Below are 13748 nucleotides of genomic sequence, written 5' to 3'. Positions count from 1 at the left end.
ATCCGGCGACCATGCCCAAACTGCTCACCAATCCCTACACCCTGCTTGTCCTGACCACTTTATTCTGGTCCGGCAACATGGTCCTCGGCCGCGGCATTCGTGCCGACGTCCCGCCCATGGCCCTGGCCTTCTGGCGCTGGGCCATCGCCCTGATGCTGGTCCTGCCGCTGGCCTTGCCGCATTTCAAAGCACAGTGGCCACTGCTCAAAAAAGGCTGGAAACCGGTCGTCACGCTCGGCCTGCTCGGTGTCGGCTGCTACAACACCTTTGCCTACATTGCCTTGCAATACACCGGGGCGACCAATGCGGTGCTGCTCAATTCTTTCATTCCGATTGCCACCATCGCCATTTCCTGGGCCTTTCTCGGCAAACACCTGGGCCGACTCGAAGGGCTGGGCGTGATGATTTCACTGTGCGGTGCGCTGACGATTGTGGCGCGCGGTGATCTGCAGGTTCTCGCACACCTCAACCTCAATGTCGGCGACGTCTGGATGCTTGGTGCCGTGCTGGTCTGGGCGATTTACACCGTCGGCCTGGCCTGGCGTCCGTCGGGCGTTCATCCGATGCTGATGCTTGCCGCGATGACCAGTGTCGGGCTGCTTGCCCTGTGCCCGGCCTACCTCTGGGAAATAGCCAGTGGCCGACACATCAACGTTCACCTCGCTTCACTCGCCTCACTGGCTTACGTCGGCATTTTTCCGAGTTTCCTTGGTTATATTTTCTACAACCGCGGCGTGGCCGAAGTCGGCGCCAACAAGGCCAGCCTGTTCATCCACCTGATGCCGGTTTTCGGCACCCTGCTCTCGGCCGTTTTCCTCGGCGAGATACCGCACTGGTACCACTACCTGGGAATCGGCCTGATTTTCAGCGGTATCTGGCTGACGATGAAAAAATAATGGGCCTGTTCGACTGGTTTCGCCAGCGCCGACAGAAGATTCCGGAAAGCCTCTGGGCCGCTACCCTGGCAGCCCACCCTTTTCTGGCCGATCTTGCGGTCGACGAGCAAAAACAGTTAAAAATGCTCGCCGAAGCCTTTCTCGCCGAAAAAGAATTCAGCACGGCCGGCGGCCTGGTCTTGAGCGACGAGATCTGCGTTTCAATTGCAGCACAAGGCTGCCTGCCGATTCTCAAACTCGGCCTCGGGGCTTACCACGACTGGGTCGGCATCATCGTCTATCCCGATGAATTCGTCGTGCCACGCCAGATTGCCGACGAGGGTGGCATCGTGCATGAATACGACGACATCCTCTCCGGAGAAGCCTGGATCGGCGGACCACTGGTTGTTTCCTGGCACGATGTCCAGCTGGCGGGCAACGGCTACAACGTCGTGATTCACGAGTTTGCCCACAAGCTCGACATGCTGAACGGCGAGCCGGACGGCATGCCGGCGCTGCACTCCGGCTTGACCGCCGGGCAGTGGGAAGAAACCTTTTTTGCAGCCTACGAGGATTTCTGCCGGCGCGTCGAGAACGACGAAGAGACGATCATCGACCCCTACGCCAGCGAAGAGCCGGCCGAGTTTTTCGCGGTCATGTCGGAAAGCTTTTTTGAGCTTCCCGAGGTTGTTGACCGCGAATATCCGGCACTTTACGCCTTGCTCAAAAGCTACTACCGGCAGGACCCGCTCAGCCGGCGGACAAAAGCGGCCAGTGCGGCCAGCACCGCCGCCTCCTGATCGCGCTGCGGCGAATGGCCGCAGTTTTCCAGCTTGAGCAATTCGGCACCTGCCACCTGCTCGGCGATCACGTCAATCTGGCGCATCGTTGCATACTCGTCGTCGTAACCCTGAATGGCCAGTACCGGGCAGGCAATGCGCGGCAGATACGCTTCGATGTTCCAGTCACGAAACGCCGGCGACAGCCAGGTATCGTTCCAATCACTGAAGACACGCGGCGCATCGGCGTGATAACGCGCCAGCTTGTTCGGCCAGTCTGTCGCGGTCCACGTGGTTTTTGCGGCCGAAATCCCGGCCAGGGTTTCCACTTCGACAAATTCATGCGGCGCCATGACGGCAATACCGAGCGGCTGTTCCGGGAAGGCACCGGCAAAAATCAGCGCGATGCTGCCGCCATCGCTGTGGCCAACCAGGACCGGTCGCTCGATATTGAGCGCCGCCAGCAAGGCCGGTAAAGCCTTCTCGCCTTCGTGGTGCATGTAGCGCCACTGACGCGCTTCGGCATAAGGCTCGGAACCCCCGTAGCCGGCCCGCGACCAGACGATGACGCGACAACCCGTTGCCTTCGCCAGTTTCTCGGGAAAATCACGCCACATCGCTACACAACCCAGACCTTCATGCAGCAGCATCAAGGTTGGCAAAGCTGCATCCTGCGCCGGAAAATCACGGTATTCCAGCTTCAAGCCATCAACAACAATATGTTTCATACGCTGAGTAAAAAGTCGCGAGCAATCGAAATCTGCTCTTCCGTCATGAACATCGGCGCATGGCCGACCCCTTGAATTTCGGCCAGTCTGGCCCGTGGACCGCGCAATCCCATCGCCTGCCAGGTTTCGCGCGTTAACAAATCGGAGTCGGCGCCACGCAAGACCAGCGTTGGACAAACGATTTGCTCGTAGACCGGCCATAGATCGATATCCTGATCGCCAAAAGCAGCCTTGAACGGTGCGGCGATCTGCGGATCGTAGACAAAGCCCCAGCGCCCGTCAGCCCGCTGCGCGACACTGCTTTCGGTCAATGCGTACCACTGGGCCTCGCTCAGCGCCCCAAACGGCGCGCTGATCGCTTTGACAAAAGCCAGCGCTTCGTCGAAACCCGCCCAGGTGGGATCAGTGCCGACATAGCTGCCAATCCGCTTGAGCGACTCGACGGTAATCACCGGCCCGACATCGTTGAGCAGCAGTTTTCGGATTGGCGAGCCTTCCTGGCTGGCCAGCGCCATGCCGATCAAGCCGCCCATCGAGGTACCGACCCAATCGACCGTCTCGACATTGAGTCGTGCAATCAGCGTCACCATGTCGGCCGCGTACTGCGGAATGCCGTAACCGGCCGGATTGCGCAAACGACCGCTGCGACCACGCCCGACAACATCCGGACAAATCACCCGGTAATGGCTGGACATGGCTTCGGCCAGCCGGTCGAAATCGCGCGCATTGCGCGTCAAACCATGAACGCAAAGCAACACGCGGGGATTATCGCGTTCGCCCCATTCGGTATAAGCCATCCGGTGCAAACCGGACGGGCTGATGCATTGCACGCTGCGTTGAGTGAATTGCATATTGCCTCCTGTCCCTGACTTTATCATCACGCTACGCTCATCGGCCATGCCAGTAACGTTGATGCTGCTGTCGCCAGCCCGATACCGCCACACCGTCCTGAGCCAGTGCAATGTGCACGGCGCCATCACGATCTGTCCGCCAAAGCTCGACAGCCGCCGCTTCGTAGCGCCCGACCACCTCTTCCTTCGGATGCCCGAAGCGATTCCGATAGCCGACCGGAATCACCGCATGACGGGCACCAACGGCAGCAATGAACGGCGGCGTCGAAGAGGTCCGTGAACCATGGTGCGGGACAAGCAGGACATCGGCCTGCAGGTCGGCAGGATAACGGGCGAGCAGCGCGGCCTCGTCCGGCGCTTCGATATCCGAGGTCAGGAGCAGGCGATGCCCACCGCTGCTGATCCGCAATACACAGGAAATATGGTTGGCTTTGCCGTTGACCGCGTAATCCTGCAATGTCGGATGAAGCACCTCGAAATAAACGCCATCCCAGGTCCAGTGCTGGCCATCGAGACAACGCTCGCCGCCTGAATGGCTGACCGACGAAAGCAGTTGATCGACCTTGATGGCCGACTGGACGGAAGCCGAACCGCCGGAATGATCGCTGTCACGATGCGTCACCACCAGGGTATCGACACGATCGATGCCGAGCCAGCGCAGATACGGCACCACAACGCGCTGCCCGGCATCCGATTCGGCGCTGTACAGCGGGCCGGGATCATAAATCAAGGTATGGTGACGGGTACGCACCACGCTGGCCAAGCCCTGCCCGACGTCAAGTACGCTGACCCACACCTCTCCGGGCTGAGGTTTGAGCGTTGGCCAGAATATTGCCGGCATCAGCAATGCCAGGCCAATCAAGCGACCGGGTACGCCACGCGGCAGCAGAATGACCAGCACACCCAGCCCGGCGACCAAAGCAACCCAAAGCGGCGGCGCAGGTGCTTGCCAGACCGGCCAAAGGGCACACCACTCCAGAAAAACCATCAACACATCGAACACGGCATGGGCCAGGGCCAATATCGGCGGCCAGGGCAATACCGCCCCGAGCAAGGCCAGCGGCGTCACGATAAAACTGACCACGGGAATGGCCAGCGCATTGGCGAGCGGCGAAATCAATGAAAATTGCTGAAAGACCAGAAGCAACACCGGCAACGAGGCCAGCGTGGCGGCCCACTGAACCAGACTCCAGGCCGCCAGATGCTGCTGCCAGCCGACAGCCCGGCCAATGCCGGCCGATCCAACATAAAGCAGGACGCCGACCGCGCTGAATGACAACCAGAAGCCGGCGGCCAGAATCGCCCACGGATCAAGCGACAGAACGACCAGCAAAGCCAGGCACAGCGTCCGGCTCGGCGCGACGAGACGCCCCGAAAACATCGCCAGCGCAGCAACCAGCAGCATGTAGAAAGTACGCTGTGCCGGCACGGCAAAACCAGCCAGCAAGGTATAGATGAAAGCCGCCAGGCAGGCAGCCAGAAGGCCGGCCTTTTGAGCCGGCAGGCGCAAGGTAAGCGCGGGAATTCGCCGCCAGAGTGTTGAAACAAGCCAGCCGAACAAGGCCGCGACCATCGTGACATGCAAACCGGAAATACTCATCAAATGCGTCGTACCTGTCCGGTTGAAGGTTGCCCACAGATCGCCGTTGATCGCCCGCTGATCGCCAATAGTCAGTGCGACGAGAATGCCAGCCCAGGGATGGCTGGTCGCCGGCAGCATTTCAACGAGACGCTGCCGGGCCTTGTCGCGCAGCAGTTCGACCAGATACGCCGGTTGCCAGACCAGCGCATCCAGCCGCTCGGCCGCCGGACTATGCCTGACATAACCGGTCGCCCGGATGTTGCGCTCAAGCAGCCAGGCTTCGTAATCGAAGCCACCGGGATTGGCGTTGCCGTGCGGCCTTTTCAAACGAACCGTCAGGCGCCAGCGCTCCCCGGGGTGAATCGCCGGCAAACCGGCGGCGCCCTCCGCATCGTTCATCTGAAACCACGACAACATGATGCGCCGCGGCACACCGGATGCCACGGTCAACGTCTTTTCAACGACAAATTCAAAACGCGAACCGCGCCCAAAGCCTTGTGGCAATTCGGCAACGACACCAAGCACCTGGATATCCTGCCCCTCCAGCTCGGTGGCCAACTCGTCCTGCAAGCGCTGCCCAGCCGACCATGCTGCCCAGCCGAAACCGATGGCAAAGCACAGGAAAATCGCAGCAATCCGGTACGCTATTGCCGACTTTGTCCAGAGATAAGGCAGTGCGGGAACGGCTGCCAAGCAGGCAGGCATCCAGTGCAGCAAAGCAGGTTGCATTTGCAGGCACAGCACCCCGAAGGCAAAGGCAAGGATTGAACAGCGCATGACAATATAATATCCAGACATGCTGCTTTGTCCGGATATTTTGTCGGCAGATCCGAACTAGCCAGTCGATCGAACCTTGAGCAGGGAGCGATAAACCGTTGCAAACATGCGCTCCGGGTCGATCGGCTTGGGAATGAAATCCGTCATCCCGGCAGCCAGACAGACTTCACGATCTTCGGCGAAGGCATTTGCCGTCATTGCCAGGATAGGCAACGTCAGGCCATTCGGCAGGCGACGAATCTGCGCTGTGGCAGTCAGGCCATCCATCACCGGCATCTGCATGTCCATGAACACCAGCGCGTAATCATGGGTTCGACAAAGCTCGACCGCCTGCAGGCCGTTTTCGGCAAATTCCACGGTCAACCCCGTTTCGGCGAGAAATTCTCCGGCGATCTCCCGGTTAATCATCTCGTCATCGACGATCAACACCGGCAATCCGGAAAAATCACGACGAATGGCTTCGTCCGGTGGCGTTTCCTCCGCAACCGGCTCGGCCTGCAAGTGCTGTCCAGCCTTGCGCAGGCGAGCAGTGAACCAGAAAGTGCTGCCTTGCCCCGGAATACTTTCAACACCGACCTGCCCGCCCATCAACTGGGCCAGGCTCCGTGTAATCGACAGACCCAGACCGGTACCGCCAAATTTGCGGGTGGTCGAACCATCCGCCTGCTCGAAAGCATTGAACAAGCGGCCAAGCACCTCCGGCGCTATGCCTATGCCGGTATCGCTGACATTCAGGCGCAGCAGGACATCGACAGCACTTTCTTCGATGACGTCACAACTCAGGATCACCGATCCCCGCTCGGTAAATTTGATGGCATTTCCGGCAAAATTGATCAGTCCCTGCATCACACGCGTCGGGTCGCCCAGCAGATCTGCGTCATAGCGCACCGGCATCAGTGTCAGTGCCAGCCCTTTGTCAGCGGCCCGTTCAGCCAGCATCGCCACGGTGTTATCCATCAAGGTCGGCAGATGCAAGCGGGTTTCCTCCAGCGTCAGCTTGCCGGCCTCGATTTTTGAAAGATCGAGGATATCGTTGATCACGCTCAACAGATGGCGTGCGGCAGCATCAATCCGATCAAGGCGGACATGCTGCTGGACATCGATGGTGTCGCGCCGCATCAGGTGCAACATGCCCATGATGGCATTCATCGGCGTGCGAATTTCATGACTCATGTTGGCCAGGAAAACGCTCTTCGCCTGACTGGCCTCGACAGCCACGGCACGGGCCTCTTCAAGCTGGGTGGTCCGCTCGTCAACCAAGGCCTCAAGATGGTTGCGATAACGATCCAGTTCGCGAGCATTCTCGCGTTTCTCGGTAATGTCTTCTTTTGTCGCCATGTAGTGACTGATCTGGCCGTCCGCCCCGCGTACTGGAGAAATCAGGCAAAACTCGGCGAACAGTTCGCCGTTCTTGCGCCGATTGGTGAACTCACCTTTCCAGACCTTGCCGGCCAGCAGGGTTTCCCAAAGATCGGCATAAACCTCGGGTGGAGTCATGCCTGACTTGAGGACACGGGGATTTTGTCCGCGTACTTCATCGAAGGTATAGCCGCTGACTTGTGTAAAGGCGGAATTGACATACTCGATTCCCCCCTGGACATTGGTCATCAAAATACCGACCGGACTTTGCTCGACGGCAACCATCAACTGGCGCAGCGTTTGTTCGGCTTCATCGCGTGCCCGGTCTCGGGCATGAATACCATCCAGCATGGTCATGAAACGTTCGCGCAGAAGATCCAGTTCATCGCCATAGACTGGCGAAGCAGTTCCGGGCGCGACCTGCTCGCGCAATTCTTCGGCAATGATCCGGTTGGTCAGCTTGCTCAATGTGGCCAGTCGTCGCGTTACCAGGCGCGAGACAACAAAACGTAAACTCAGGGCCAGGATGACAAAAATGACCAAGGAAGAAATGATCAGGTCATCAACCCGGTTATTGACGATATGCTCGAAATGCTCGGGCGAATAGACCAGTTCAAGCTCACCGAAATAACGCTTTGGCGCATCGTGCAAACCGGGCATTTCAATTGGCACGATGAATATTTCACCCTTGGCCTGACGCTCACCGTAATGGGCCAGGACTTTGTCTTTCTGGCGAACCTCGACGTACTGGATTTGCTCCGTTGCCCGCCCCATCGTTTCCAGGGCGTACTCCAGCGCGGGATAGTCAAGGGCAACCATCGGTTCAATGACAAATGCAGCCAGCGACCGGGCAACAGCCTCCCCCTGGTTGCGCATGATGTCACGCAACTCACCGCTTTCCTTTTGTACCGAATACCAAGCCATCGGCAACAAGACCAGCGTAAGCGCCAGGATCATGCCGGTAATGATTCGGGTGGAAAGCTTGATCATGGTCAGCCTCCGAACTGTCGGGAAAGACGCATCGCCTTGCGCAACTCATCGAAATAGCTTTCCCGCCCAGGCAGGAAACCATCGCGATCGATGTATTTCAAGGCATCCTGATCGACATGCAACAGCGCTGTGCGCATTGCATCGGCCAAACGCCCGTCCAGCCTTTCATTGACGACCCAGGCTTGGGTCGGCGTGACAAATGTCTTGAGCTTTTTCAATCCGCGACTGGCGTATTTTTCAATGGTCCGCTCGTTCGTCGCGCCCACATCGAAGGTACCTGCGGCAACGGCAAGCGCAACCTTGTCATGGCGCCCCAGGTATTCGAAACCACTCAGATCGCTCGCCTTGATCCCGGCCTGAACCAGTGCCGCCTGAGCCAGATACGTCCCGGTCGTCGACGTCTGCTCGCCAAAGGCGAAACGCTTGCCCTTGATATCGGCCAGCGAGGTCAGACCGGAATCGCTCCGGGTAAATATCGCCCCTTCAAAAAACGTATCTCCCTGATGGCTTTCCATCACCAACAAACGAACCGGTGCCTTGCGTTCCCTGGCAAGTACGTAATTGGCCGGTCCGATGCGGGCAAAATCAAAGTTGCCGCTGTACAGGGCTTCCTGCGCTTCGGTGTAGGTGGAAAAAATCCGCAATTCAATCCTGAGATTGAATCCTTTGGCATTCAGAACCGCTTCAACATGCCGCTGAAAAGGTTCGATCTTGCGCAACTCCTCGCTTGGACGCTCGGCGGCGTAGGTCACGAATCGCAGTACGCGAGTTTTTTGGGTTGTTGGCGGTGAGTCGACCGCAGCAACAGGCTGGCCGAAAAAAATCGACAAAAACAGCAAAAGCAAAGGATACGTTCGGCGAAACCTGCACCGAAAATAACGGGCAACCGGAAGAAAAGGCATCAAGACAAAGATTTTTCGACCCCTTATACAGTGCTGGCTTGAACCGCAGACAGGAATCATTGCCCGCACATTGTTTCACAGACTATAAAGACAAGACTCTCGTCATACAACCATAAACTATCCGGCATCGGCACAAGGCGATCGATTCGCGATACACCGATCTGCAAAGACGATTATTCCCCCATCTGCTGTAATAATGCGCTCATGCGCCGCACCATCAAGAAATATCTGCCGGATCACGACAGCATTCGTCGCAATCCCTGGCTGAAACCATTTGCGTCTTCGCTGCTGCACCCGCGGTTATGGCACTTGAATCGCCATTCGGCCGCCGGAGCTGTGGCTGCCGGTCTTTTTTGTGGATTGATTCCTGGCCCTTTGCAGATGATCGGCGCCGCGATTTGTGCCTTGATATTCCGGGTCAACCTGCCGCTAGCCATGCTGGTCACGCTGTACACCAACCCGCTGACCATTGTTCCGCTGTATATCGTGGCTTACCAGATGGGGCGTTTGCTGCTCGGCGATCAATCGGGATTCGTCGCGCCGCCGGTGCTGAATCCGGCTGATTTCGTGGCGTGGACCGCAGCAATGCAGTCCTGGATGCTGGAAGCAGCCAAGCCGCTCGGCGTCGGACTTTTCATCCTGGCCTGCAGCTTGGCAATTATGGGCTACCTGATGACGCATGCAGCCTGGCGCATCTACCTGATACGCGCCAGGCAACGCCGCAGGATCAAGTCCTGAAGCGGGCGACCTCTTTACTCAAGGTTTCCGCCAGTTCGCGCAACTTGGTCGCTGTATTGGCATTGCCACAAGCGGCCGCGTTATTTTCTTCCGCCATCTGGGCAATTCGTTCGACGTTCTGAGCAATTTCGGTGCTGGCACTGGCCTGCTCGCGCAAGGCAACGGTAATTTCAGAAACTGAATCAACCACCTGGCGAGCCTGCTGCTGAACCTTTTCGATTGCATCACCGGCCAGTTGAGCCTGCTCCACACCGGTGGCCACGCGCTCGACCCCCTGCTTCATGCTACTCACAGCCGTTGCCGTACCGGACTGAATCGAACCGATCATGCCGGCAATTTCCTGGGTCGACTTGGCCGTCCGTTCCGCCAACTTGCGGACTTCATCAGCCACGACCGCAAAGCCACGCCCCGATTCGCCAGCCCGTGCCGCCTCAATCGCCGCATTCAAGGCCAGCAGATTGGTTTGGTCGGCAATTTCCTTGATGGTCCCGACAATGGCCGAAATCTGGTCAGACTGCTGCCCAAGCGCCTCGACTGCAGCCGCAGACTGATTGACGGTCGAGGCAATTCCCTGAATCTCGTTCACGACATTTTGCACAATGCGGCTGCCATTGGCGGCCACTTCGTCGGATTCACGCGAATAGCTCTGTGCATCCTGCGCATTCCTCGCAATATGATCGACCCCGACCGTCATTTCCTCGACCGAAGCCGCCATGCTCGAAGCCGAATCACTCTGCGCACCGGTACTGGTCGAAATTTCCTGGCTCGATGTCGCCAGCTGTTCGGCAGCACCGCGCAACTGCTGGACATCGCTCTGGATACGTCCGAGCAATTGACGGAAGGCCGCCGCCATATCGTTGAAATCAACCCCGGCAGCATGCAACTCATCCTGCCCTGCCGTTTCAAAATGGATGGTCAGGTCGCCATCCGCCAGCCGGCGTGCACCTTGCGAGAAAACATTGACGCTGTTGATGACTGAATAATAGGTACCGATCGAGAGGTAAGCCACGACAAGCATGACGATCAAGGCCGCCAAGGCGTTCAACCACAGAATCCGGCGCGACTCGTTGACCCGCTCGTTCAACTGCTTCTCGAACTGGGGAATCAGCACCTCATACATCACCTTGTAGCCCAGATCGATGACCTGGGTCGTTAGCGCAAAGTATTCCTGCGGCGGAGTGGCAAATTTCTCGCCCAGAATATCGTCACGCACCAGCGCAAACACCTTCTCGGCGCCATCCGAAAACTCTTTTGCCGGGCCGCTCAGGGACGGCTGAAGCGCCGGTGCCATGCGCATGACCTTTTGCAGGTTGTTGTTCTGAGCCCGCAGCGTGCTGGCCATCTGAGCCACCAGCGAAGCCACATCGACCCGCTGCTGCCCGGTCAACTCCTTCTTGGTCAGGATACCGGTACCACGTGCACGCGTAATCCCCAATGGCTCAAGCATGGCAGGCATCTTGGTGACCACGGTATCCATGAAGTAATAGGTATCCATGGCCGGATCAAGCGTCAGTTGGGTCTCATCGGCCACTTCGACCATGAAAACCAGCGCCTTGTCGATCATCTGGGAATGGCGCTTGATATTTTCGGCAGGGGTCCAGCTCAAGCCCTGGCTACGAACAGCTTCCCAGTCATCGCGAATGGCTTTCCAGGCTGGCATCTGACGCAAGGTGGGCGACAAGCCGGTATCGGTTGCAAGCACGGCCTCAGCGACATCTTTTTCCTTGGCGGCACGCTTTTCCTTCATCGCCTCGTTGCCATTCAGTACGCCCGAAGACAAGCCGCGATGCTGCTGCATGAACTGCACCATCTTGTTCATCGGTTTCAGCATCTGCAAACCGGTGATTTCCTGACGGGCAGTTTCGATATCCCGGTTCAATGTCACAAAGACCGTCAACAGCAGCGTCACAATGACACAGGAAACCGCCACGCCAAGCAACAGGAATTTGCTTGAATAACGAAGACGATTCATCAGCGCAACGGCCGGGCTGAACAGGGATTTCATGATCTCGGCTCCGAAAAAATATTAAATTTAACAATAGCCGGACTTTACCTGCAAAACACGACAACACTCAAGTAAAAAAGGCGGCCCATGGCCGCCTTGATCTAAGTCAATTCCAATCAAATCAAGTGCGGAAACGTGCCACCTGGCTACTCAGTGTTTCGGCCAGTTGCAGCAAACGTCCTGCGGTCGCAGCATTAACCCCCGATGCCGCATCGTTTTCTTCTGCCATTTGGGCAATTCGCTCGACATTCTGGGCAATTTCAGTACTGGCGGCAGCCTGCTCGCGCAAGGCGACAGAAATTTCGGCGACCGACTCAACCACTTCGCGCGATTGCTGCTGAACCTTGAGAATTGCCTCACCTGCCTGCTGCGCTTTCTCAACACCGCTGGCGACGCGACCGACACCGCGCTTCATGCTGCTGACGGCCACTCCGGTTCCAGACTGGATGGCACCGATCATTCCGGCAATTTCCTGGGTTGAGTGCGCGGTGCGCTCGGCCAGTTTGCGAACTTCATCAGCGACCACCGCAAAGCCACGCCCGGATTCCCCGGCGCGAGCGGCCTCAATGGCGGCATTCAAGGCCAGCAGATTGGTCTGGTCGGCAATCTCCTTGATGGTCCCGACAATGGCAGAAATCTGCTCGGACTGCTTGCCGAGCGCTTCAACTGCCATCGCAGAATCATTGACTGTTTCGGCAATCCCCTGGATTTCATCGACCACCCCTTGAACAATCGCACCGCCATCGGCAGCGACTGCGTCAGATTGGCGAGAAGAGGATTGGGCATCCTGGGCATTTTTGGCAATGTGATCGACACCGACGGTCATTTCTTCGACCGAAGCCGCCATGCTCGATGCTGAATCACTCTGGGCACTGGCGCTGGCTGAAATCTGGGCACTGGAAAGTGAAAGCTGTTCGGCAGATTGGCGCAACTGAATGGCTTCCTGCTGGATATTCCCCAGCAAATTGCGGAAAGCCAGGGCCATGGCGTTGAAATCCTCGCCAGCCGCATGCAACTCATCATTACCTTCGGTCGCAAAGCGCGCGGTCAGGTCGCCTTCCGCCAGACGCTTGGCTCCCTGGGAGAAAACACCAACGCTGCCGACCACCGAGTAATACATCCCGACAGCCAGGTAGATGACAGCCAGAAGCACCCCGAGAGACAGCAGCAGCATCAGGGAAAGAGTACGCTCAGCCTCATTCTTGCGGGTATTGATCTGACGTTCGAACTCGACAATCAGCACATCGAACATCGTTTTGTAGCCCGAATCGATAATGCCGGTCGTTAGTGTGAAATAGTCCTGCGCCGGAGTCTGGAAGCGTTCGGTCAGGATGTCTTCACGAACCAGCGAAAAAACCTTGCCGACATTATCCGAGAACTCCTTACCCGGCCCCGAAAGGGAGGCGGAAAGGGCCGGCGCAAAATGCATGACCTTGTCGAGATTGATATTCTGGGCTCGCAGCGTATTCGACATTTCAGCCAGGGTACTGGCAATGTCGATTTTCATTTGCTGGGAAATTTCCTTCTTGGCCAGCACGCCGGTACCGCGCGCCCGGGTTTGGCCCAGCCGTTCAAGCATGGCCGGCATTTTGACCACGACGGTATCCATCATGTAGAAGGTATCCATCGCCGGGTCCAGCGTCATTTCAGTCGCATCCGCCGTTTCGACCATGAACAGCAGCATCTGGTCGATCAAGGCATTGTGCGCCTTGATGTTGTCCGGCACGCTCCAGGTAAGACCCTGTGCTCGCAAACTTTCCCAGTCGGCACGAATCTTTTTCCAGCCCGCTCCCTGACGCAGTACGGGGAGCAGCAGGTTTTCTGTCGCCGTAATGGCATCGCCGACTTCCTTTTCCTTGGCAGCACGCTTGTCGCGCATGCCTTCGTTGCCCCCCAGCAATCCGGCCGACAGGCCACGATGTTGCTGGAGATACTGGGCCGAGCGATTGAGCGGCTTGAGCATCTGGACGCCCTGCAACTGATGCTCGGCAAAAACGATATCCCTGCTCAGGGTTTTGAATGCAAAAAGCAGCAGCATCACGATCACAATCGATACGGCCGCCCCCAGCAAAAGAAATTTACTGGGATAACGGATCGCATTCATCAAGCGAATCGCTGGCAGGAAAATGGTTCTCATTGGTTTCTCGATCAAATGGTTGTCA

Annotated in this window: 10 protein-coding genes; 3 read left to right on the top strand and 7 right to left on the bottom strand. The window is 57.7% G+C overall.

Translation table 11 applies throughout. The annotated features are described in order from the left end of the window. Positions 1 to 11: 11 nt before the first annotated feature. On the top strand, positions 12 to 896 hold the full coding sequence (locus KI614_RS06650; protein ID WP_226408718.1) for a DMT family transporter: 885 nt from the start codon (positions 12 to 14) through the stop codon (positions 894 to 896). Continuing rightward, positions 896 to 1675, top strand: a complete 780-nt coding sequence (locus KI614_RS06645; protein WP_226408716.1) for a zinc-dependent peptidase — start codon at positions 896 to 898, stop codon at positions 1673 to 1675. The genes KI614_RS06650 and KI614_RS06645 overlap by 1 nt, the downstream gene beginning before the upstream one ends. Here the strand turns inward: KI614_RS06645 and KI614_RS06640 are convergent. Genes KI614_RS06640 through KI614_RS06620 form a run of 5 tightly spaced genes read right to left on the bottom strand, consistent with a single transcriptional unit; the run spans position 1609 to position 8693 of the window. Further along, complete coding sequence (locus KI614_RS06640) at positions 1609 to 2382, bottom strand: alpha/beta fold hydrolase (protein ID WP_226408714.1); 774 nt, start codon at positions 2380 to 2382, stop codon at positions 1609 to 1611. The genes KI614_RS06645 and KI614_RS06640 overlap by 67 nt on opposite strands. After that, on the bottom strand, positions 2379 to 3233 hold the full coding sequence (locus KI614_RS06635) for an alpha/beta fold hydrolase (RefSeq protein WP_226408712.1): 855 nt from the start codon (positions 3231 to 3233) through the stop codon (positions 2379 to 2381). Before KI614_RS06635 ends, KI614_RS06640 begins: the two co-directional genes overlap by 4 nt. 37 nt (positions 3234 to 3270) lie before the next feature. Beyond that, positions 3271 to 5592: a DNA internalization-related competence protein ComEC/Rec2 gene (locus KI614_RS06630; protein WP_226408710.1), complete on the bottom strand. Its 2322-nt coding sequence runs from the start codon at positions 5590 to 5592 to the stop codon at positions 3271 to 3273. Between the two features lie 57 nt (positions 5593 to 5649). Continuing rightward, the gene (locus KI614_RS06625; protein WP_226408709.1) at positions 5650 to 7941 is read right to left on the bottom strand and encodes a PAS domain-containing hybrid sensor histidine kinase/response regulator; all 2292 of its coding nucleotides are present in this window, start codon (positions 7939 to 7941) and stop codon (positions 5650 to 5652) included. Between the two features lie 2 nt (positions 7942 to 7943). Beyond that, positions 7944 to 8693, bottom strand: a complete 750-nt coding sequence (locus KI614_RS06620) for a PhnD/SsuA/transferrin family substrate-binding protein (protein ID WP_413464181.1) — start codon at positions 8691 to 8693, stop codon at positions 7944 to 7946. A gap of 354 nt (positions 8694 to 9047) precedes the next feature. On the opposite strand from KI614_RS06620, the gene KI614_RS06615 reads away from it, so the two are divergent. Beyond that, positions 9048 to 9581: a DUF2062 domain-containing protein gene (locus KI614_RS06615; RefSeq protein ID WP_226408708.1), complete on the top strand. Its 534-nt coding sequence runs from the start codon at positions 9048 to 9050 to the stop codon at positions 9579 to 9581. Here KI614_RS06615 and KI614_RS06610 read toward each other — a convergent pair. Beyond that, positions 9571 to 11586 carry a methyl-accepting chemotaxis protein gene (locus KI614_RS06610; RefSeq protein ID WP_226408707.1) on the bottom strand — a complete coding sequence of 672 codons (2016 nt, stop codon included), beginning with the start codon at positions 11584 to 11586 and terminating at the stop codon, positions 9571 to 9573. The two genes, KI614_RS06615 and KI614_RS06610, sit on opposite strands and share 11 nt — an antisense overlap. Positions 11587 to 11707: 121 nt before the next feature. Further along, positions 11708 to 13723, bottom strand: a complete 2016-nt coding sequence (locus KI614_RS06605; RefSeq protein WP_226408706.1) for a methyl-accepting chemotaxis protein — start codon at positions 13721 to 13723, stop codon at positions 11708 to 11710. Between the last annotated feature and the right edge of the window lie 25 nt (positions 13724 to 13748).

Origin of the sequence: Dechloromonas denitrificans (assembly GCF_020510665.1) — a bacterium.
GTDB classification, from domain to species: domain Bacteria; phylum Pseudomonadota; class Gammaproteobacteria; order Burkholderiales; family Rhodocyclaceae; genus Azonexus; species Azonexus denitrificans_B.
Note: the sequence above shows the minus strand (reverse complement) of the source record. Positions and strands in the feature narration are given on the sequence as shown.